The sequence below is a fragment of the Methylobacterium sp. Leaf117 genome (assembly GCF_001422985.1).
Lineage (GTDB): Bacteria > Pseudomonadota > Alphaproteobacteria > Rhizobiales > Beijerinckiaceae > Methylobacterium.
Genome location: NZ_LMNL01000012.1, coordinates 426,463 through 447,012 on the forward strand (window position 1 = coordinate 426,463; position 20,550 = coordinate 447,012).

The following is a 20,550-nucleotide window of genomic DNA, read 5'->3' on the forward strand; positions in this document are numbered from 1 at the left end:
CCATGACGGTTACCACCGGGACGGTTACCGCTGGGAAAGTTCTGCGGTCCGTCGTGGTCGGCTGCGGCTCCGCCCTGCCGGCCCGTTGCGTCAGCAACGAGGAACTTAGCCGCACCGTCGATACCTCTGACGAGTGGATCGTGCAGCGCACGGGAATACGGCAGCGCTATCTCGCGGATGCCTCGGAAACGACAGCCGTCTTGGGCACCCGAGCCGCGCAAGCAGCGCTCGACCAAGCTGGACTGACCGCCAACGACATCGATCTCATCATCTGCGCCACCTCCACGCCCGATCATACCTTTCCATCCACAGCAACGGAGATTCAGGCATCCCTCGGTCTGGAAGGTGGATTCGCTTTCGACGTCCAGGCGGTCTGCGCCGGATTCGTCTATGCTGTGACCACCGCCGACAAGTTCCTGAGCACTGGAAGCGTCAAGCGCGCGCTGGTCATCGGGGCCGAAACGTTCTCGCGAATCCTCGACTGGGAAGATCGTACGACCTGCGTTCTCTTCGGCGACGGCGCTGGCGCCATCGTCTTGGAAGCGCGCGAAGGCGAGGGCACCAACGCCGATCGCGGCGTCCTGAGTGCAAGCCTGCGCTCAGATGGCCGACACCGGGACAAGCTCTACGTCGATGGCGGCCCTGGCTCCACTGGTACCACGGGCCACCTGCGCATGACCGGCAAGGAGGTGTTCCGGTTCGCGGTGGGCTCGGTCACCGATGTCATCGACGATGCCTTTCGCGGATCCGGCACCACCGCGGAGGACCTGTCCTGGTTCGTACCCCACCAAGCCAATCGACGGATCATCGAAGCCTCGGCCGATAAACTTGGGATTGCGCGCGAGAAGGTGGTGCTCACGGTCGACCGACACGGCAACACATCGGCGGCCTCGATTCCATTGGCCCTCGACGTCGCATGTAAGGATGGCCGAATCCGGCGCGGCGACCTCGTGATGATCGAGGCGATTGGCGGTGGGTTCACCTGGGGCGCAGCCCTGATCCGCTGGTAAGCGCGTCACCGCTTGCCACGGGGTGCCTCACGCACTGTTGACCCCAGACTGAACGCCGATTAGCGTGCGCAATCATAGAGATACTAAGAAAACACGAATCGCTTCGGGGAATGTTTCATGACGGGAAAGACGGTCACACGCGCCGATTTGAGCGAGGCCGTCTATCAGCAGGTTGGCCTGTCACGCACTGAGTCTTCAGCCTTAGTCGAGACGGTTCTATCCGAGATTTGTACCTGCCTCGCCAGCGGCGAAACGGTGAAGTTATCCTCGTTTGGATCCTTCGTTGTTCGAAGCAAGGGCCGCCGGGTCGGCCGCAATCCCAAAACCGGTGTCGAAGTTGCAATCGAACCGCGCCAAGTCATGGTCTTCAAGCCCTCAAATGTGCTGAAGGCCCGCATCAACGGCATCAACGGCGCGGGCGAACACGACGACGAGTAGGCCTGCCATGTCCCTCGCCACGCGGATCGACGACATCAACAAGTCCCATTGCGAGGGAGCCCCTGCTGTGCAGGAAGCGCTCGAGAAGAGCGCTGGGGCGTTCCGCACCATCAAGGAGGCCGCCGACGAATTGGACGTGCCTCAGCATGTCCTGCGCTTCTGGGAAACGCGCTTTGCTCAGATTCGTCCCATCAAGCGTGCGGGCGGGCGGCGCTACTATCGGCCCGAAGACGTTGCCCTGCTGAAGGGCATCAAGCGCCTCCTCCATGGGCAGGGCTACACCATCAAGGGCGCCCAGCGGGTGCTGCGTGAACGCGGCCTCCGCTTCGTTCAGTCGGTGGGACGTGGCGAAGCCGTCGTGGCCGCACCGTCGATTCAGGACGCCGACGTGGATGTTCAACATGTCGTGCTCCCCGCGGCCGAGCCCCTGAGCCCAAAGCAGCGGGCAGTCCTGGTCGACGTCCTCGGTGATCTACAAGCGTGCCGCGAAGCCATCGCCCACCTGCGCCGGCTGCCCGAGAGTAAAGCCGGCTCCTGAGGGATCGACCCATCGCCCACTCGACGGTCGCGCTCACGATCCCCACATTCTCAACAACCGGACCGAATCCACCGCGTCCCGCGCGGATCGTCCGGCGTGATCGGAGTTCGTCCGCATGCTGCTTGCCCGTTCCTTCACCTTCCTGGCCGCCAGCGTCGTTCTAGCCGGACCGGCACTGGCGCAGACCATGGTCACCCGCAGCGAGACCGCCGCCAGCGGCAAAAGCGTACGCCTTGCCATCGTACCAAACCTCAAGAAGGATTGTTCGACAGGTCCGATGCCGGAGATCCGGGTCAGCGGTGCGCCCAAGAACGGCTCGCTCATCACGAAGGTCGGCAAGCTCAAGACGCCGGCGAAATATCGTTGCCCGGGCAAGGAGGCCGCAGTGCAGGCCGTGTTCTACCAGAGTAAGGACGGCTTCACCGGCGCCGACGAAGTGACGGTGGACGTCAAGGATTCTGACGGGAACGTCCAAACCCAGAACATCAAGATTACCGTTGGGGCAGCAAAACCTGACTCGACGGCGAAGAAGGATGCCACCGACCTCTGAGCCGCAGTCGGGGCCGCGGCGTGGCGTTGCTCGCGTGCCCCCACACCGAACCCAAGGGGCAGGCCGGAGTGTTGCCCTGTCGCACGCATCGCGCGGTCAAATTCCGCCGTGAATGCGCTGCGACAAAACTGGGCCTGTCAGTTGCATCCAAGGCGAGACAGGATGAAGCTGTCGCTGTCGTGAGGGGATCGGAAAGCCTATGCCGTCGACGAACGACCTGTTTCAGAGCTTCGCCCGTGGCTACGAGGCGCGTCGCGATACGGAGATGAGCCTCTCCGAGTATCTCGAGGCGTGCCGCGACGAGCCGCTGATGTACGCCTCCGCAGCCGAGCGCATCCTGGAAGCCATCGGCAAGCCGGAATTCGTAGACACCGCGAAGGACCCGCGCCTCGGGCGCGTGTTCATGAACCGCACCATCCGCATCTATCCCGCCTTCGCCGAGTTCTACGGAATGGAGGAGACGATCGAGCGCATCGTGTCGTTCTTCCGCCATGCGGCGCAGGGATTGGAAGAGCGCAAGCAGATTCTCTATCTGCTTGGGCCCGTCGGCGGCGGTAAGTCCTCTCTGGCCGAACGCCTCAAGGCGTTGATGGAGACCCACCCCATCTACGTTCTGAAGGCTGGCAACGAGGTCTCCCCGGTCTTCGAGAGTCCCCTTGGGCTGTTCGACCCCGAGGCGATGGGAACTGAAATCCAAGAGCGCTACGGCATCCCCAAGCGCCGCCTGACCGGACTGATGAGTCCCTGGGCCCTGAAGCGGCTCGACGAGTTCAACGGCGACATCTCGAAATTCAAGGTGATTAAGGTTCGGCCGTCGCGCCTTCGCCAGATCGCCATCGCCAAGACCGAGCCCGGCGATGAGAACAATCAGGACATCTCCAGTCTCGTCGGCAAGGTCGATATCCGTCGCCTCGAGACCCTCTCGCAAGCCGACCCCGATGCTTACTCGTACTCAGGTGGGTTGAACCGGGCGAACCAGGGCGTTCTCGAATTTGTCGAGATGTTCAAAGCCCCGATCAAGATGCTGCACCCTCTCCTGACCGCCACGCAGGAGGGCAACTACGTCGGTACCGAGAACATCGGGGCGATCCCATTCACAGGCATCATCCTGGCTCACTCGAACGAGTCCGAGTGGCAGACCTTCAAGACAAACAAGAACAACGAAGCTTTTATCGATCGCATTTACGTGATCAAGGTGCCGTACTGCCTCCGGGCAACCGAGGAACAGCGGATTTACGAGAAGCTGGTCTCCGGATCCGAACTATCCGACGCTGCCTGTGCGCCGGGTACACTGGAGATGCTGGCCCGCTTCTCGGTGCTCTCGCGCCTACGCGAGCACGCTAACTCCAATGCTTTCTCGAAGATGCGAGTCTACGACGGTGAATCCCTCCGCGAGGTCGATCCTCGCGCCCGTTCGATGCAGGAATACAAGGACGCTGCCGGCGTTGACGAGGGCATGGACGGGATCTCTACCCGCTTCGCCTTTAAGGTGATGGCAGCGACCTTCAACCACGATACCACGGAAGTTTCGGCCGATCCGGTCCACCTCATGTACGTGCTGGAGCAATCCCTACGGCGCGAACAGCTGCCTCCGGAAACCGAGAAGCGCTACTTGGAGTTTATCAAGACGGAGCTGGCTCCGCGCTACGCGGAGTTCATTGGACACGAGATCCAGAAAGCTTACCTCGAATCTTACCACGACTACGGACAAAACCTGTTTGACCGTTACATCGACTACGCCGATGCATGGATTGAGGACCAGGACTTCAAGGATTCCGAGACGGGCCAGCTCCTCAACCGCGAACTCCTCAACCAGGAGCTGACCAAGATCGAGAAACCGGCGGGCATCGCCAATCCGAAGGACTTTCGAAACGAGGTGGTCAAATTCGCGCTGCGCTCTCGAGCGCAACACGGCGGCCGCAACCCGTCCTGGACGTCCTACGAGAAACTGCGTGAGGTCATCGAGCGACGCATGTTCAGTCAGGTCGAGGAACTCCTGCCCGTTATCTCCTTCGGCTCGAAGAAGGACGGCGAGACGGAGAAGAAGCACGGCGAGTTCGTCGACCGGATGGTGTCGCGCGGCTACACCGAGCGGCAGGTGCGCCGTCTGGTCGAATGGTACATGCGGGTGAAGCAGGCAGGCTAGGGCGCGCAATACGTCCCGTCCTACAGGTGAAGGGGCGGCCACTCCAATGGCCGCTCCGGCCAGTCGATCCCACATTGATTCCGAGGGCGAAGGCACACACACCGGATGCACATCGTCGATCGTCGCCTGAATCCCGGGGGCAAGAGCCTCGCAAACCGCCAGCGCTTCCTGCGCCGAGTGAAGGATGTGGCCCAGCGGGCCGTGCGGGAATCCGCGCGGGAAAAGGACATCAAGGATCTCGGTAAGGACGGCCGCGTCTCGGTCCCGGTCGATGGGGTTCGGGAGCCGCGCTTCGCACGCCAACCCGGCACCGGCCTTCACGACCATATCCTGCCGGGCAACAAGACCTACGTTGAGGGCGACCGCATCGAGCGTCCTCCCTCGGGTGGCAGCGGCAAGGGGTCGGGGGAGGGCGGGGAGGGCTCCGAGAACAGCGAGGATGCCTTCCGCTTCGTGCTCACCCGAGACGAGTTCCTCGAACTCTTCCTTGAGGACCTCGAACTGCCGGATCTGGCCAAGCGCCGGCTCTCGGTGGTGGAGACGGAAGGGCTGCGCCGCGCTGGCTACACAACCTCGGGCTCCCCCGCCAACCTCGCGCTGACACGCACCCTCCGCAACTCGATGTCGCGCCGCATCGCCCTGAAGCGGCCGAAGCCCGACGAGATCGCGGCCCTCGAAGCGCGGATTGCCGCCGCGTCGTCAAGCGATCCCGACCTGCCTGACATGTTGCTGGCCCTATCGGCTCTGAGGGAGCGTACGAAGCGCATTCCTTACGTCGACCCGCTCGACCTCCGCTACCGCCGCTTCGAGCCATATCCCCGACCGGTAGCGCAGGCAGTGATGTTCTGCCTGATGGATGTGTCGGGTTCGATGACCGAGCATATGAAGGACTTGGCCAAGCGGTTTTACATCCTGCTTCATATCTTCCTGACCCGGCGCTACCGGCACGTGGAGATTGTTTTCATCCGCCACACCGACAAGGCGACCGAGGTGGACGAGGAAACGTTCTTCGGATCGCGCGAAACCGGCGGAACCCTGGTGTCCTCGGCGCTGGTCGAGATGAAGCGCGTCATCGCCGAGCGCTACGACCCGAACGACTGGAACATCTACGCCGCGCAGGCCTCCGACGGCGACAACGTCTCCAGCGACGGCCCGACCTCGACCGAACTCCTGCGCGCCCATATCCTGCCGGCCTGCCAGCACTTTGCCTACCTGGAGGTCGGCGACGAGAACGGCCCTCGGGCCGGCTTCGTCGAGCACCGCACCACCCTGTGGCGCACCTACGAGGGCTTGGCGAAGACGGGCGCGCCCATCGCCATGCGCAAGGTCAATCACCGCCGCGACATATACCCGGTGTTCCGCGAACTGTTCGGACGCAAGGACACCCGGGCGGAAGCCGAGGCTTAGGCACCCGCGTATCGCCACACTGGCCGCGCGGGACAGTCACCCTCCAGGAAGGCGTACATCGCATGGTCGGCAGCATCATCCGCCCCACGCCCCAGATTATCCCCGGCGGACAGGATCCGCTCTACACTGGGAACGATTGGGACTTCGACACGATTCGGCGCATCCATGACGCCTGCGAAGCCGAGGCGCGGGACCTCGGCTTGTCCTGGTATCCGAACCAGATCGAGATCATCACTGCCGAGCAGATGCTCGACGCCTACGCGTCGATCGGCATGCCACTGTTCTACAAGCACTGGTCGTTCGGCAAGCACTTCGCCCAGCACGAGGCCGGCTACCGGCGTGGGATGATGGGACTTGCCTACGAGATCGTCATCAACTCGGACCCGTGCATCTCCTACATCATGGAGGAAAACACGGCGACGATGCAGACGCTGGTCATCGCCCACGCGGCCTTCGGCCATAACCACTTCTTCAAGAACAACTACCTGTTCAAGCAATGGACTGATGCTGAAGGCATCCTCGATTATCTCGACTTCGCCAAAGGTTTCATCTCGCGCTGCGAGGAGCGCTACGGCCATTCGGCAGTGGAAGCCGTGCTTGATGCCGCTCATGCGCTGATGAGCCAGGGGGTCCACCGCTACCCGCGAAAGAAGCGACCCGATCTCGCTTCCGAGCAGCGCCGCGAGCGCGAGCGCGCTGAACACGGCGAGCAAATCTACAACGACCTTTGGCGCACCCTGCCGCAGAAGGTGTCGACCGGGCGACCGGATGCGGCAGCGGAGCGGCGCAAGGCCTTGCTCGAACTTCCGCAGGAAAACATCCTCTACTTTCTCGAGAAGGCCGCGCCCCGACTGCGCCCTTGGCAGCGTGAGATTCTGCGCATCGTGCGCCTCGTGGCTCAATATTTCTATCCGCAGCGCCAGACCAAAGTGATGAATGAGGGCTGCGCCACCTATTGCCATTACCGGATCATGAACTCTCTTTCCGAGAAAGGTCTGATTGGGGAGGCAGCTTATCTTGAGTTCCTGCAGTCTCACACCAACGTCGTGCGTCAGCCAAATTACAATGAGCGCGGCTATAACGGCCACAATCCTTACGCCATCGGCTTCGCCATGATGCAGGACATCGCCCGTATCGTGGAGCAGCCGACCGAGGAGGATCGGGAGTGGTTCCCAGAGATCGCCGGCACAGGCGACGCGATGGCGACCCTACGCGACATCTGGGCGAACTATCGCGACGAGAGCTTTATCGCCCAGTTCCTGTCGCCTAAGCTCATGCGCGACATGCGCCTATTCCACGTTGTTGACGATCCGGACGAGTCGGAGCTCTACGTCGAGGCGATCCACGACGAGCGCGGCTACCGCAGGATGCGTCGCTCCTTCGCCCGGCAATACGATGTGGCTTGGCTAGATCCGGACATCGAAGTGGTGGACGTCGACCTCGAAGGCGATCGGCGCCTCATCGTGCATCACCGCGCCCTGAACCGCATCACGCTTCAAAAAGACGATGCCAAGCGGGTGCTGCAGCACTTGGCCGATCTCTGGGGCTACGATGCGGTTCTGAAAGAAACCGATCCGGCCAACGATACGGTCCTTGTGGAGCATCACGCCACCGCAAGGCCGATCTTCTTCTAAGCTCATGTCACTAACAAACGAGAAGCGATTTCTCGACTCGGGCGACAGCATTTTGCCCACGGTGGATTGGCGAGGCCGCCGAGGCGAGATAGCCTATTCCCATGATGAACAACGATCTGCGCGAATCGCGTGCCGCTTTGATCCTGCTTGCCGTGGCCGTCGGCTCAGTCCTGATCTTTGGCGCAGTTACGGTTCTGATCCAGCTTTGACGAGCGCAACACTTCGTCTTAATGGGTCCACGGTGCCGTTCTATTGAACTTGAAGTTGTCCGAATAGGACAATCCTTTACGCAAAATCGGTTTCTGCGGCTCCTCGACCCGGTAGGAAAGACCTGAGCGGGCTGCGTATGCCACCGCCTCTTCCTTGCTTTCGAATTCGAGATGAACCTGTTGCAGCATATCTGACGAGCCGATCCAGCCCATGAGCGGGTCCGTTTCGCGTGGCGAGGTCTGATCGAACTCGATTACCCAAACCTTCGCACGCGCAGTTCCGGACTGCGTCGGATCCTTCGCGGGTTGATAAATGCGGGCGCTCGACATCGGATGGGCCTACTCCGGAAAGCCGCGGCAAACGAATGGTCGGGGCGATAGGATTCGAACCTACGACCCTCTGGTCCCAAACCAGATGCGCTACCAGACTGCGCTACACCCCGACACGCTTGCGCGTAGAGGGGACGTACGGTTTCGAGACGGAAATGGCAACAGGTGCCGAACAGGATGTCGGTGATGAGGCTCTCCAACTGACCCGTTCCCTGGAGGAAACGAAAAACGCCGGTCCCCCGCATGATGCCCCTTTGGCGATTGATGCTGCGGGCAACCGCGGGACCAAGTACCGACCCGAGATGTTGCTGAATGCTCCGGTAAGACTGCCCGTTACCAGCCAGGATTCAATAACCAGAAAAACGCACCTTAACTCACTGGTCACGATAATCGCAGTCGAAGGACCAATTGAGGTCGGAGCATGCTATGGAATCTCTAGCGAGGGCATAGCGATGATTTTGATCCTACTGGCAGCCATCAGTGGAAGCGTGTTGACGATGGCGATCTTGCTGCCGCAAGGCATCTGGACTGCACTAATCTGTGCTCCTTTGATGGGAAGCCTCTTTGGTGGCGTGGCAGCCTTCGTGCTCATGGCGCGGCGTGGCGAGGATTGGGCTACCGGAACCGGCTTCGACCAGAGCAGCAGCGACCAGACCGACGCGATGGTCAAATCTCTGCGTGACATCGCCACGAAGGGTCGGGTTTCTGGTGAGATGATGCAACAGGCGACTACCGCGGGCGGGAAAGATTCCAAGGCAGCATAACAAGCAGCCTTGGGCGGTGGAAATTGGACGTAAATAACTCGAGAACGACACGGATCCCACCGAGCTCTCGGCTTGGTCGGATCCGTGTCGTTCTCGAATTTTCCGTTGGGTTGCAGCCTGGCTTGGACGTTCTAAACCCTGAACGAATGACGGTTGTCCGCCTTCGCCCGCCTTCAGATCACGAAGGTGATCCCGAGCTTCCGTCCATCGCGCCAAACGACGTGGCAGCGGCGCGGCTTAGCATAGGCGGACATCATCAGGGTGAACTGATCCGGCACGGCTGCAGGTGACTCGACCTCAATCTGCGCACCAGTCTCCGACTGATTCCAAACAAGGCAGTCAATTGCAGAGGTACCAACGTCCAGTGCCAACGAACCGATACGGAAAGCATCCGAGCGCCGGGCCGCCCGACGATTCTGCTCCACCCTACGTCTCCCGGCTTAGTGTCTAAAGGCAGTAGACGCGGCGGACGTTAACGATTCTTCGTCGAGACCGCGGAAATCCACCTACTGGCCTCGAAGGTCAGACGCGCACATCGACAAGGCGACTCTGCCCAGGCACCTCATCGTCACCTCTCGGATCCAGGCTCTGCTGAAACCGCTCAACGACAACTGAAACAGTTCGCGGCTCGGTCTCGTGGCGGAGAGCCGCGGTATTTCGGACATCGTGCAGGATCTCTGTGGCTCGGATGAGACCCACTTGCGTGATGGGAATGGTGATTGCCATAGGCGTCGATCCTTCGAAAAATTTCGATGGTCTCCGCTTCGTTACGCCAGGATATCGAGAACTTGGCGTTCCGAATTGATAGTCGACTTTAGAACTGCCGTATTTAGACCGATATTCGCTTGTTCTTGAATGAGCTGAACAGCCGTTGTCGAAAGATCAACCTGGGTTGCACTCGGCAGGCTGGTACCGAAGGTTGATATTCCCTCGGCCGCAGTGGCGTAGCGCTGTGTTGCCGCCAGAAGACCGCCGCTGCTGGCCGAAATTGCGCTGACCATTGCTTCCTCCTCGCATCACAAGTAAGGCAAGCATGAAAGCTCTGAATTTATCGTTCTGCAAATACATTGCATTGGATAGACCGAGCGCCGGTATCCGCTGCCATGCGAGAAGCTTGACCTGACGCTGTGGGAACACCACGTCCCCGACGGGCGCGATCGGTCCCGCCCGTCGCGCGCCTGCCACGGAGAGCGCAATGATCGATCTGTATTACTGGCCGACCCCGAACGGCCACAAAGTGACGATGTTCCTTGAGGAAGCGGGCCTTTCCTACACTCTTCATCCTGTAAATATCGGCAAAGGTGATCAATTTAAGCCGGACTTCCTGAATATTTCGCCAAACAACCGAATGCCGGCGATCGTCGATCGTGAGCCAACCGGTGGCGGACCACCGATCTCGCTCTTTGAATCTGGCGCGATTTTGCTTTATTTGGCCGAAAAGACTGAGCGCTTCATTGCCAGTGATATTTCAAGCCGCGCAGAGGTCCTGCAATGGCTATTCTGGCAAATGGGCGGTCTCGGACCAATGCTCGGTCAGAACCACCACTTCACCCAGTACGCGCCGGAGACCGTGCCCTACGCCATCGAACGATACGTCAAGGAGACCAACCGACTTTACGGCGTCCTTGATCGGCGCCTTGCGGACCGCTCCTTCGTCACCGGGGCGGATTACACCATCGCCGACATGGCATGTTATCCGTGGATCGTACCGCACGAGAAACAGAGGCAGTCCCTGGAAGATTTCCCGAATCTCAAGCGCTGGTTCCATGCCATCGCCGAGCGGCCGGCAACCAAGACTGCCTACGCTCGGGCCCCGGAGATCAATCCTGACTTCGGTAAAGCGCTGAGTGAGGATGCCAAGAAGGTCATGTTCGGCCAGACGGCGGCGACGCGAGGATAAGAGGCGTCAACGCTTGAGGCTGTCGAGCGGCACGGGGGCGGCATGCGGACGCGTTGCCAACATACCGTCCAGAAGAGCCAGGACCTCGGCCCGGCCGCAATTCGCAGTCGGTTCGAAAGGTGTCCAGGTCTGGGTGAAGTCAAGTTGCGCAAAAACGTCCCGATAGCGTCGTAACTCTTTCGTGGTCAGTGGCACTCCGCGTACGAAAGCCTTGTGCGCGGAAATGGTGAGTGCCTTGCGAAGATCTTGCGGATCGAGTTCGAACTTCAGCGCGTCGCCGCAGAACACGATTTTTCGTGCTCGATCGAAGAGGATCGCATGGCCGTCGAAATGGCCGGCGGTCCGGTGCAGTTCTAGGCCGGGGAGGGGCTCCAGGAAATCATCGTAGGGCCAGGAGACCTGCAGGGCGGCACTCCAGACGAAATCCGAAGCAGGCAGGCAGAGTTCGGGATCAAAGCGATCCTGTAATTGCACAAGCGCCCCGTACGCATGCGGATGGGATGAGGACAACACCTGCATTCCTCCGAGGGCAGCGATGTGCTGGAGTGCCGCCTCGCTGAAGACCGGACAGGCCTCGAATCCCATGTTCCCGGTTGGCGTTTGGATCAGGTAGGCGCTGGGACCGATCCCGGAGACGGGATCATTCCAAAAGCGCCAGATCCCAGCCTCGAGTTCTTCCCAGTGACAAGGGAATCGGTCCTGGGCCTCGCGTTCACTCCAGAACTGCCAGCCTTTCTGTGGCACCACGTGGCGCGCGTCGAGGCACATCGGGCAAGCCGGTGGCTTCTCGAAGTGGCGCTGCCAAAATCCACAATTGTCGCAGGTGTAAGCTGGCAGATCGAGGGCGCCGGCGAAGGGCAGATATCCGGGAGACACGGGACCGTCGCTCTCGTTGGCGGCAAAGGCCGCGGGTAGCCTCAGGCTGAGGCATCGGCATATAGGCCAAAGTCGGACCGTGGCCATACGGCCGTCCGCCTGAACTCGACCGGAGGATCATGCCTGTTCCCAATTTGCAGCTCGCGCATCGACCCGTTCCGAGCCTTGCCTTCGACCTGACGCGCCTGATCACGCGTCTGCGGCACGCGAGCCCGAGCGGGATCGACCGGGTGGATCTGGCCTATGCACGCCATTTTTTGGGGCAGGCCGGTGAACGCTTCGGGTTGGTCTCGACCGTTCTCGGACCGAAGGTCCTCAACAGGGAGGATGCGATCCGCATCGTCGATGCGGTGACAGAGGGCTGGGTCGAGGATCTCAATGCGTTGCAGGACCCGATCTATCGCCGATTGGCTTCCGAGCTGAGTGACAGCCCGACGGAAATTGGTACGAAGCAGACGGCGCGCAGGCAGAGCAGCACGACACGGCGCCGCATCCAGGCTGAAACGGCAGCGACCGTGTTGCCCGCTTGCGGACCCGACATACTGCCCCAGGGCACGATCTATCTGCACACCTCGCACCTGCGCCTCGACAAGCCCGAGCGTTTCGACTGGCTCTACGACCGCCGCGATATCCGTGCGGTCTTCTTCGTCCACGACCTGATCCCGATCGACTACCCGGAATACGGTCGGCCGGGGGAAGCGGAGCGGCACCGGATCCGGATGGACACCATCGCGCGCCACGCCTCGCATGTGCTGGTCAATTCGCGGGATGTCGGTGACCGCTTCTCCCGATACTGTGAGGCACGTGGCTTACCAAAACGGTCCGTCACGATGGCCCTGCTCGGCGTTGAGCCAGTGTTCCAGCCCCTCGGAGAGGGGACCTACGGAATTCCCCATCGACCGACTTTCGTCGTCTGCGGCACGATCGAGCCGCGTAAGAATCATCTCTTGCTGCTGCATCTTTGGCGCGACCTTCACGAACGCCACGGCGCGAACACGCCACGCTTGGTGCTCGTCGGCCGACGGGGTTGGGAAGCAGAGAACATCATCGACATGCTGGAGCGCTGTCCCGCGATGGCGATGCGCGTCACCGAAGTGAGTGGCCTGTCGACCCACGGTCTCGCGGCACTCCTGCGCTCTTGCACGGCGCTGCTGATGCCGTCCTTCGCCGAGGGGTATGGGCTTCCCATCGTGGAGGCGGCAGCCAGTGGACTTCCCGTGGTCGCGTCGAACCTTGCGGTGCATCGCGAGATCGGCGGCGAATTTGCACACTTCCTGGATCCCCTCGATGGTCTCGGCTGGAGACAAACCGTGGAGAACCTCGCGCAGCCGAATTCGGCAATGCGTCGTACCTTGGTCGAACGGATGGCGGGCCGGTCTCTGCCCACCTGGACAAATCACTTCGCAACGGTCGAGGATGTGTTGGCGCGGGTCGTTTGCGGTCCTGACGTCTGACGAATAAGAACAGGCGTCACCCGGGGTCGCCGGCACTGGCAGGCATCAGACAGGGACCGAACGGATGAAGGTTGTCGGCTTGGACCGGGATACGATCAAGGCCGGCTTAGCCGACCGATCGCTCCTGTTGATCGATGTACGGGAACAACACGAGTTCGATCAGGGACATATCCCTGGATCGATCACGCATCCCCTCTCGACTTTCGACGCCGCAGAAATCGCTGACTTGGTCGTACGCGACGGCCGGCGTCCGGTTTTTTCCTGCATGTCGGGCGTGCGCTCCGTCCACGCTCTGTCCGCGGCGCAGCAAGCCGGTCTGTCCATCGAGGAACATTATGCCGGCGGTTTCAAGGATTGGGCCAGCTCAGGCGAGCCAATCGAGATCTGATCAGAATCAGTTCGAGCCGAAAGATCGTCCAGCCGAACATCTGCATTCCGCTGATCATGTGTGGCAGCGCACGACATGCCACGCGCCGTACCTCTAGCTGGCGCATCGTAGGGAATAACCATATGCGCATGCGCTCGCTCTTCCGACTTCTTCCGCTCCTCGGCCTCGTCGCGACCACCGGCGCCGGACCAGCCCTGGCACAGGCGCCGGGAGGGCCGCCGCCGAAGGTCACCACCGCCAAGCCGGTCGTGCGTGAGATCGTCGAGACCGACACCTATACAGGCCGCTTCGACCCGGTGGACATCGTCGATGTCCGTGCCCGGGTCACTGGTTACCTCGATAAGGTGAATTTCACGGACGGTGCCACGGTCAAGAAGGGCGACCTGCTCTTCGTCATCGACCGTCGCCCCTACAAGGCTGCGCTGGATCAGGCGCAGGCTGCACTCGTCTCGGCGAAAGCGCGCCTGAATTTCTCGCAGACCGACCTCGACCGTGCGCAGACCCTGAGCAAATCCGGCAACATCTCTGAACAGGTCACCGATCAGCGCCGTCAGGCCTCGCAGACCGCGCAGGCCGATGTCGACAGCGCCGATGCGCAGTTGCGCCAAGCCCAGCTCAACTACGACTTCACCGAGGTGAAGGCACCGATCTCGGGCCGCATCAGCCGGCGCCTGGTCACCGAAGGCAATATCGTCATCACTGATCAGACCCAGCTGACGACGATTGTCTCCCTCGATCCGATCTATTTTGGCTTCACGGTCGATGAGCGCTCGTTCCTGAAATATCAGGGTAGCCTCGGTATCGGCATGGGCCAGACGCAGAAGGGCAAGGGCGTACCGATCCTTGTGGCGCTGACGGGCGATGAGAAGCCGACTCGCAAGGGCACGCTCGACTTCGTGGACAACCGCGTGGACAATGCCACAGGCACGGTACTGCTGCGCGCTACGGTCGAGAACCCGGACGGCTTCATCAAGCCGGGTCTTTTCGGCGTGGTCTCCCTGCCGGCAACGAAGCCCTATCAGGGCATCTTGCTGCCCGACGAGGCAGTTTCAGCCAACCAGGATAAGCGCATCGTCTATGTGGTTGCCGATGACGGCACGGTATCGCTGCGCGAGGTCAAGCTCGGTCCGAAAGTCGATGGCTACCGAGTCATCCGCGACGGCCTCAAGGGCGACGAGAACGTGGTGGTAAACGGCGTGAGCCGCGTTCGTCCTGGCGCGAAAGTCACGGCTGAAGCGTCAACTCTGCCGCCGAGCAAGACCTGATACGCATCCCAATGCGATAGGCCCCGGCCGTCCGCGGCCGGGGAGCGGCCAACAGACCGCGGACGAAGAAACGGTGCCGCCTCGGACCCGCGCGTGCGGTCCGCTTGCGGCGAGAGGTTCAAGCGATGCGTTTTGCCCACTTCTTCGTCGATCGGCCGATCTTCGCGTCGGTCACGTCGATCGTCTTCCTGATCCTCGGTTACGTCGCCTACCTGGCCCTGCCGGTGGCGCAGTATCCAGAGATCGTGCCGCCGACGGTGACGGTTCGCGCGAGCTTCCCGGGCGCAAATGCCGAGACGGTTGCGGCGACCATCGCGACGCCGATCGAGCAGGAGGTCAACGGCGTCGACAACATGCTCTACATGACGTCGCTGTCGACCAATGACGGCAACATGCTGCTGACGGTGACCTTCAAGGTCGGCACCAACCTCGATATCGCCAACGTCCTCGTCCAGAATCGGCTCTCCGTCGCTCAGCCGCGTCTGCCGCCAGACGTACGCAACCTCGGCGTCACCGTGCGCAAGGCGTCGCCCGACCTGATGCTGGTGGTGCACCTGCTGTCACCGAAAAAGACCTACGACCAGAACTACCTTGCCAACTACATCTACCTGAACATTCGCGACGAACTCCTTCGCCTCGATGGCGTCGGCGACATCACGATCTTCGGCGGCAACGAGTACGCCGAGCGCGTCTGGCTCGACCCGAACAAGCTCGCCGCCTACGGCCTGACCACCTCGGACGTCATCACATCCTTGTCCGAGCAGAACGTGCAGGTGGCGGCTGGCGCCCTGAACTCGCCTCCGGCCGCCACGGGCCAGGCCTTTCAGCTTATCGTGCAGTCTCAGGGCCGCTTCCAGAGCCCTGAGGAATTCGCCGACGTCATCGTCAAGGCCTCCGATGGTCGACTCGTTCGCGTGAAGGATGTGGCGCGCGTCGAGATGGGCCAGAAGGACTACACGACCAACTCGTTCCTGAACGACACGCCCGCCATCGGCATCGGTGCTTTCCAGCGCCCCGGGACCAACGCGTTGGATGCAGCGGCATCCGTGCGCAAGGTGATGGACAGCCTCAAGAAGAACTTCCCACCGGATATCGAGTACCGCATCGCGTACAATCCGACCGAGTTCATCGAAGAGTCGATCCACGAGGTCTACAAGACGCTCTTCGAGGCTGTAGGGCTCGTGGTCATCGTGGTGCTGGTGTTCCTCCAGAGCTGGCGCACGGCGCTGATCCCCGTCATCGCCATTCCGGTCTCACTGGTCGGCACCTTCGCCGCCATGTCGGCCTTCGGGTTCTCGCTGAACAATCTGACCCTGTTCGGCCTCGTGCTTGCCATCGGCATCGTCGTCGACGACGCGATCGTGGTGGTGGAGAACGTTGAGCGCAACATGGCGGAAGGCTTGTCGCCTGGCGACGCCGCCCACAAGACGATGGATGAGGTCGGCGGCGCGGTCATCGCCATCGCGCTCGTGCTGTCGGCGGTGTTCATTCCCACCGCCTTCATCCCCGGTATTACCGGCCAGTTCTACAAGCAGTTCGCGCTGACGATCGCAGCGTCGACCATCATCTCGATGTTCAACTCGCTGACGCTCTCGCCCGCGTTGTGTAAGCTTCTGCTGAAGCCCCACCACGAGCACGCGAAGCCGAAGTTCTTCCTCTTCCGCTTCGTCGCCTGGCTGGCGGACATGTTCAACAAAGGCTTCGACTGGCTTTCCAACACCTATGGCCGGATCATCTACGGTCTGACGAATTACGCGATCGGGTTGATCGCCATGATGATCGTCTATGCAGGGGTCATCGCCGCGACCCTGCATCTCGTCCAGACCACGCCCACTGGCTTCATTCCCGACCAGGACCAGGGTTACCTCATCGGCGTGGTGCAGTTGCCCTCGGGCGCCTCCCTCGACCGTACCACCGCTGTGGTGAACCGGGCGGCGGCGGCGGCACGCAAGATCGAAGGCGTGACCAACACCGTCATCATCGCGGGCTTCGATGGCGCGACCTTCACCAACACGACGAACTCGGGCGTGATGTTTATCACCCTGGCGGGCGCCAAGGAGCGCGCGACGCAAGGACGGAGCGCGGCGGTGATCACCAACGAGGTGATCAAGGCCACCGCCGACATCCAGGAGGCCCGCGTCATCGTCATCCCGCCTCCGCCGGTACGCGGTCTCGGTCAGGGCGGCGGCTTCAAGATGCAGATCGAGAGCCGACAGAGTTCGGCCATCGGTCCGTTGCTCGGCGCCGTCGGCGAAGTCCTCGGCAAAGCAAACCAGAGCAACGACGTCCAGCGGGTGTTCACCACCTTCGGCAATGATACTCCGCAGCTCTATCTCGATATCGATCGCACCGTGGCGCGAATGCTCAACGTGCCGCTGTCCAACGTCTTCTCGACCGTGCAGACGGCATTGGGAGGCGCCTACGTCAACGACTTCAATACGCTGGGCCGCATCTATCAGGTTCGCGTTCAGGGCGATGCGCAGTTCCGCGTCTCGAAGCAGGACATCGAGCAGCTGAAGGTCCGCTCCTCCACCGGCGCCCTGGTGCCCATGGGGACGCTGGCCACGATCCGGGAGATCACGGGTCCGCAGATCGTCCAGCGCTTCAATCTGTACTACTCGGTCCCGGTCCAGGGGACGGCCAAGCCCGGCATCTCGACCGGTCAGGCCCTCGACGCCATGGAGGCCATCGCCAAGGACACGCTGCCCGATGGCTACTCCTATGACTGGACCGAAATCGCCTATCAGCAGAAAGCCGCAGGCAACACGGCGATCTATGTCTTCGCCCTCGGTGTTCTCCTGGTGTTCCTGGTACTCGCGGCACAGTATGAATCCTGGGCGTTGCCTCTCGCGATCTTGCTGGTGGTACCCACAGGCGTGCTCGCAGCTTTGTTCGGGGTGCAGTTGCGGGGGCAGGACAACAACATCCTCACCCAGATCGGTCTGATCGTGCTGATCGGTCTGGCCGCCAAGAACGCCATCCTGATCGTGGAGTTCGCGCACCAACTCGAGGAAACCGAGCGCAAGGGTCCGGTGGCTGCCGCGGTGGAAGCTTGCCGCCTGCGCCTGCGCCCGATCCTGATGACCGCCTTCGCCTTCATCCTCGGCACGGTGCCGCTGGTGATCGCCACGGGCCCGGGCGCCGAGATGCGTCAGGCGCTCGGAACCGCCGTGTGCTTCGGCATGATCGGCGCCACGGTGTTCGGCCTCTTCCTGACCCCGGTCTTCTACGTGGTGATCCGTAAGCTCCTGATCTGGATCGCGAAAAAGCGCGGGAAGGATCCGCACAACACCACGCCGGACAAGCACGATCCGCACACGGCGCCCTCCCACGCCTGATACGACCCGACAGCCCGGACGCGGATACCGCGCCCGGGCTTCACGTTAGGGGTTGCGCCCCGCAGACCGGAAAGCTAAAGACCCCTCAGCCCGAAAGGGCCGTCGGAGCGTAGCGCAGCCCGGTTAGCGCACTAGTCTGGGGGACTAGGGGTCGGAGGTTCGAATCCTCTCGCTCCGACCATTTCCCCGCTCGGCGACGCCGCAGATTCTCCCCCCAAACCGGTCTCTCGTATACCAACACCGTTTCGTCGACGTCGCGAAACGCGGGGGTATGCGTTTCGTCGCGGTCACGAGGCGTGGTGGATGACAGATCCGCGCCCACTACAACCCTGGGGCGGAACCCCGGGGCGCGGCGTTGGGTTCGGCTCGGGTGAACCGGAGCCGAGCGCCATGACGAGTGCCCCCACCAAGATCGTGACCGTCGCGGACCTGATCGTCGACACCCTCGACCAGGCCGGCATCCAGCGCATCTACGGCATCGTCGGCGACAGCCTGAACGCCCTGACCGAATCGCTGCGGGCGCGCGGGACCATCGATTGGGTCCATGTCCGGCACGAGGAGGTGGCGGCCTTCGCGGCGGGGGCGGACAGCCAGCTCTCGGGCAAGCTCGCGGTCTGCGCCGGGTCGTGTGGACCGGGCCACGTCCACCTGATCAACGGCCTGTACGATTGCCACCGGACCCGCACCCCGGTTCTGGCGATCGCGGCGCATGTCCCCACCGCCGAGATCGGCTCCGGGTATTTCCAGGAGACGCATCCGGGCGAGCTCTTTCGCGAGTGCAGCCATTACTGCGAGATGGTGGGCGACGCCTCGCAACTGCCGCAGGTGCTGGAGAACGCCATGCGGGCGGCGATCGGGATGAGCGGCGTCGCCGTGGTGATCATCCCGGGCGACGTCGCGCTGATGGACGCGCCGACCCGCGGCGTCGCGCCCAATGCCGGGCTGATCCCGCCCCGGCCCATGGTGCGTCCGGCCGAGCCCGAGCTGAACGCCCTGGCCGACCTGCTGAACGGCTCGGAGCGGATCACCCTGCTGTGCGGGCGCGGCTGCGCCGGGGCCCATGCCGAGCTGCTCCAGCTGGCCGAGGCCCTGAAGAGCCCGATCGTCCACGCCCTCGGCGGCAAGGACGTGGTCGAGTACGACAACCCTTACGACGTCGGCATGACCGGGCTGATCGGCTTCGCCTCCGGCTACGCCGCGATGATGTCCTGCGACACCCTGCTGATGCTCGGGACCGACTTCCCCTACCGGCAGTTCTACCCGAAGGACACCCGCATCGCCCAGGTCGACATCCGCCCGGGCCAGCTCGGGCGACGGTGCAAGCTCGATCTCGGCCTCGTCGGCCATGTCGACGACACCCTGCGGGCGCTGCTGCCGAAGCTGACACCGAAGACCGAGCGCAAGCATCTCGACGCCGCCCTGAAGCATTACGCCAAGGCGCGGGAAGATCTCGACGACCTCGCCACCGGCGCACCCGCCAAGGGCTGGTTCGGACGCAAGACCGGCCCTCAGCCGATCCACCCGCAATACCTGACCAAGCTCGTCAGCGAGGCGGCCGCCGACGATGCGGTGTTCACCGCCGATGTCGGCACCCCGACGATCTGGGCGGCGCGCTACCTCAAGATGAACGGCCGGCGCCGGCTCATCGGCTCCTGGGTCCACGGCTCGATGGCCAACGCGATGGCGCAGGGCATCGGCGCGCAATCGGCCTATCCCGACCGGCAGGTGGTGTCGCTCTCGGGCGACGGAGGCTTCGCGATGCTGATGGGCGACCTCCTGACCCTGCGCCAGCAAAAATTGCCGCTGAAGATCGTGGTCTACAACAACGGCACCCTCGGCTTCGTCGAGATGGAGATGAAGGCCGCCGGCTACCTCGAGACCGGCGTCACCCTGGACAACCCGGACTTCGCCGCCATGGCCCGCGGCGCCGGCCTCCACGCCGTCCGGGTCGAGGACCCGGCCGAGCTGGAGGCGGCCGTCCGCGACGTCCTGGCCCATCCCGGCCCGGCCCTCCTCGACTGCGTCGTGGCCCGCCAGGAACTCTCGATGCCCCCCAAGATCGACGGCCAGCAGGTGAAGGGCTTCAGCCTCTACGTGCTCCGCGCCGTGATGAGTGGGCGCGGGGATTCGGTGCTGGATCTGGCGAAGACGAACCTGTGGCGGTGAGGGCAGGAGCTACCGAGCCGTAGGAGCGTTCAGACGCTGGGAATCCGCGCCGAACGCCTCCGACAGGTGAATCGTTGCCGGTCCGGGGTGCGCAGATCGCCCCACGGGTCAGCCTTGCTCGCGCGACCGCGGTGAAG

At 62.4% G+C, this 20,550-nt stretch carries 18 protein-coding genes and 2 tRNA genes; 15 read left to right on the top strand and 5 right to left on the bottom strand.

The window, feature by feature from the left end:
* The first annotated feature begins 2 nt into the window (after nucleotides 1-2).
* From ASF57_RS08925 to ASF57_RS08955, 7 genes are all read left to right on the top strand, one after another.
* The gene (locus ASF57_RS08925) at nucleotides 3-1,010 is read left to right on the top strand and encodes a beta-ketoacyl-ACP synthase III (protein ID WP_056482116.1); all 1,008 of its coding nucleotides are present in this window, start codon (nucleotides 3-5) and stop codon (nucleotides 1,008-1,010) included.
* A 117-nt stretch (nucleotides 1,011-1,127) separates the two neighbouring features.
* Nucleotides 1,128-1,448: an integration host factor subunit alpha gene (locus ASF57_RS08930; protein WP_056184209.1), complete on the top strand. Its 321-nt coding sequence runs from the start codon at nucleotides 1,128-1,130 to the stop codon at nucleotides 1,446-1,448.
* Between the two features lie 7 nt (nucleotides 1,449-1,455).
* Complete coding sequence (locus tag ASF57_RS08935) at nucleotides 1,456-1,986, top strand: MerR family transcriptional regulator (RefSeq protein WP_056482119.1); 531 nt, start codon at nucleotides 1,456-1,458, stop codon at nucleotides 1,984-1,986.
* Nucleotides 1,987-2,101: 115 nt separating this feature from the next.
* Complete coding sequence (locus ASF57_RS08940; protein ID WP_056482122.1) at nucleotides 2,102-2,536, top strand: hypothetical protein; 435 nt, start codon at nucleotides 2,102-2,104, stop codon at nucleotides 2,534-2,536.
* A gap of 199 nt (nucleotides 2,537-2,735) precedes the next feature.
* Nucleotides 2,736-4,682 carry a PrkA family serine protein kinase gene (locus ASF57_RS08945; RefSeq protein WP_056482125.1) on the top strand — a complete coding sequence of 649 codons (1,947 nt, stop codon included), beginning with the start codon at nucleotides 2,736-2,738 and terminating at the stop codon, nucleotides 4,680-4,682.
* Between the two features lie 105 nt (nucleotides 4,683-4,787).
* A complete protein-coding gene (locus ASF57_RS08950; RefSeq protein WP_056482128.1) occupies nucleotides 4,788-6,089 on the top strand; it encodes a YeaH/YhbH family protein in 1,302 nt (433 codons plus the stop codon).
* Nucleotides 6,090-6,151: 62 nt separating this feature from the next.
* Entirely contained in the window at nucleotides 6,152-7,723 is a 1,572-nt protein-coding gene (locus ASF57_RS08955) for a SpoVR family protein (RefSeq protein WP_056482131.1), read from the top strand.
* Nucleotides 7,724-7,950: 227 nt separating this feature from the next.
* Here the strand turns inward: ASF57_RS08955 and ASF57_RS08960 are convergent, their stop codons facing one another.
* Complete coding sequence (locus tag ASF57_RS08960) at nucleotides 7,951-8,262, bottom strand: ETC complex I subunit (RefSeq protein WP_056482134.1); 312 nt, start codon at nucleotides 8,260-8,262, stop codon at nucleotides 7,951-7,953.
* A 36-nt stretch (nucleotides 8,263-8,298) separates the two neighbouring features.
* Nucleotides 8,299-8,375 (bottom strand) — tRNA-Pro (locus ASF57_RS08965).
* Nucleotides 8,376-8,417: 42 nt separating this feature from the next.
* Between ASF57_RS08965 and ASF57_RS25565 the strand changes: the two genes are divergently transcribed.
* The gene (locus tag ASF57_RS25565) at nucleotides 8,418-9,026 is read left to right on the top strand and encodes a hypothetical protein (protein ID WP_156376031.1); all 609 of its coding nucleotides are present in this window, start codon (nucleotides 8,418-8,420) and stop codon (nucleotides 9,024-9,026) included.
* Nucleotides 9,027-9,199: 173 nt separating this feature from the next.
* On the opposite strand, the gene ASF57_RS08975 is transcribed toward ASF57_RS25565, so the two are convergent.
* Together ASF57_RS08975 and ASF57_RS24615 are read right to left on the bottom strand one after the other, a co-directional pair.
* Complete coding sequence (locus ASF57_RS08975; protein ID WP_056184196.1) at nucleotides 9,200-9,451, bottom strand: pilus assembly protein PilZ; 252 nt, start codon at nucleotides 9,449-9,451, stop codon at nucleotides 9,200-9,202.
* Between the two features lie 342 nt (nucleotides 9,452-9,793).
* Nucleotides 9,794-10,027, bottom strand: a complete 234-nt coding sequence (locus tag ASF57_RS24615) for a hypothetical protein (protein ID WP_082503797.1) — start codon at nucleotides 10,025-10,027, stop codon at nucleotides 9,794-9,796.
* A gap of 194 nt (nucleotides 10,028-10,221) precedes the next feature.
* On the opposite strand from ASF57_RS24615, the gene ASF57_RS08985 reads away from it, so the two are divergent.
* Nucleotides 10,222-10,926 (top strand): glutathione binding-like protein, encoded by a 705-nt coding sequence (locus tag ASF57_RS08985; RefSeq protein ID WP_056184191.1) that lies wholly within the window; start codon nucleotides 10,222-10,224, stop codon nucleotides 10,924-10,926.
* 6 nt (nucleotides 10,927-10,932) lie between these two features.
* On the opposite strand, the gene ASF57_RS08990 is transcribed toward ASF57_RS08985, so the two are convergent.
* Nucleotides 10,933-11,802 (bottom strand): MBL fold metallo-hydrolase, encoded by an 870-nt coding sequence (locus ASF57_RS08990; protein WP_056184189.1) that lies wholly within the window; start codon nucleotides 11,800-11,802, stop codon nucleotides 10,933-10,935.
* 119 nt (nucleotides 11,803-11,921) lie between these two features.
* Between ASF57_RS08990 and ASF57_RS08995 the strand changes: the two genes are divergently transcribed.
* The 6 genes from ASF57_RS08995 (at nucleotide 11,922) to poxB (ending at nucleotide 20,413) form a co-directional block, all read left to right on the top strand.
* Nucleotides 11,922-13,256, top strand: coding sequence for a glycosyltransferase family 1 protein (locus ASF57_RS08995; RefSeq protein WP_156376032.1), 1,335 nt, complete (start codon nucleotides 11,922-11,924; stop codon nucleotides 13,254-13,256).
* 64 nt (nucleotides 13,257-13,320) lie between these two features.
* Nucleotides 13,321-13,644 (top strand): rhodanese-like domain-containing protein, encoded by a 324-nt coding sequence (locus ASF57_RS09000; protein ID WP_056184185.1) that lies wholly within the window; start codon nucleotides 13,321-13,323, stop codon nucleotides 13,642-13,644.
* 128 nt (nucleotides 13,645-13,772) lie between these two features.
* The gene (locus ASF57_RS09005) at nucleotides 13,773-14,909 is read left to right on the top strand and encodes an efflux RND transporter periplasmic adaptor subunit (RefSeq protein ID WP_200935840.1); all 1,137 of its coding nucleotides are present in this window, start codon (nucleotides 13,773-13,775) and stop codon (nucleotides 14,907-14,909) included.
* Between the two features lie 125 nt (nucleotides 14,910-15,034).
* Complete coding sequence (locus ASF57_RS09010) at nucleotides 15,035-18,247, top strand: multidrug efflux RND transporter permease subunit (protein WP_056184181.1); 3,213 nt, start codon at nucleotides 15,035-15,037, stop codon at nucleotides 18,245-18,247.
* A gap of 103 nt (nucleotides 18,248-18,350) precedes the next feature.
* Nucleotides 18,351-18,428 (top strand) — tRNA-Pro (locus ASF57_RS09015).
* A gap of 209 nt (nucleotides 18,429-18,637) precedes the next feature.
* The gene (poxB, locus tag ASF57_RS09020; protein WP_056482146.1) at nucleotides 18,638-20,413 is read left to right on the top strand and encodes a ubiquinone-dependent pyruvate dehydrogenase; all 1,776 of its coding nucleotides are present in this window, start codon (nucleotides 18,638-18,640) and stop codon (nucleotides 20,411-20,413) included.
* Nucleotides 20,414-20,550: the final 137 nt, after the last annotated feature.

Coding starts and splice junctions, on each gene's coding strand:
- ASF57_RS25565 (WP_156376031.1), top strand. CDS start 8,418: ATGGCAACAGGTGCCGAACAGGATGTCGGTGATGAGGCTCTCCAACTG.
- ASF57_RS24615 (WP_082503797.1), bottom strand. CDS start 10,027: ATGGTCAGCGCAATTTCGGCCAGCAGCGGCGGTCTTCTGGCGGCAACA.
- ASF57_RS08995 (WP_156376032.1), top strand. CDS start 11,922: ATGCCTGTTCCCAATTTGCAGCTCGCGCATCGACCCGTTCCGAGCCTT.
- ASF57_RS08950 (WP_056482128.1), top strand. CDS start 4,788: ATGCACATCGTCGATCGTCGCCTGAATCCCGGGGGCAAGAGCCTCGCA.
- ASF57_RS08935 (WP_056482119.1), top strand. CDS start 1,456: ATGTCCCTCGCCACGCGGATCGACGACATCAACAAGTCCCATTGCGAG.
- ASF57_RS09005 (WP_200935840.1), top strand. CDS start 13,773: ATGCGCTCGCTCTTCCGACTTCTTCCGCTCCTCGGCCTCGTCGCGACC.
- ASF57_RS09010 (WP_056184181.1), top strand. CDS start 15,035: ATGCGTTTTGCCCACTTCTTCGTCGATCGGCCGATCTTCGCGTCGGTC.
- ASF57_RS09000 (WP_056184185.1), top strand. CDS start 13,321: ATGAAGGTTGTCGGCTTGGACCGGGATACGATCAAGGCCGGCTTAGCC.
- ASF57_RS08960 (WP_056482134.1), bottom strand. CDS start 8,262: ATGTCGAGCGCCCGCATTTATCAACCCGCGAAGGATCCGACGCAGTCC.
- ASF57_RS08930 (WP_056184209.1), top strand. CDS start 1,128: ATGACGGGAAAGACGGTCACACGCGCCGATTTGAGCGAGGCCGTCTAT.
- ASF57_RS08945 (WP_056482125.1), top strand. CDS start 2,736: ATGCCGTCGACGAACGACCTGTTTCAGAGCTTCGCCCGTGGCTACGAG.
- poxB (WP_056482146.1), top strand. CDS start 18,638: ATGACGAGTGCCCCCACCAAGATCGTGACCGTCGCGGACCTGATCGTC.
- ASF57_RS08940 (WP_056482122.1), top strand. CDS start 2,102: ATGCTGCTTGCCCGTTCCTTCACCTTCCTGGCCGCCAGCGTCGTTCTA.
- ASF57_RS08985 (WP_056184191.1), top strand. CDS start 10,222: ATGATCGATCTGTATTACTGGCCGACCCCGAACGGCCACAAAGTGACG.
- ASF57_RS08925 (WP_056482116.1), top strand. CDS start 3: ATGACGGTTACCACCGGGACGGTTACCGCTGGGAAAGTTCTGCGGTCC.
- ASF57_RS08955 (WP_056482131.1), top strand. CDS start 6,152: ATGGTCGGCAGCATCATCCGCCCCACGCCCCAGATTATCCCCGGCGGA.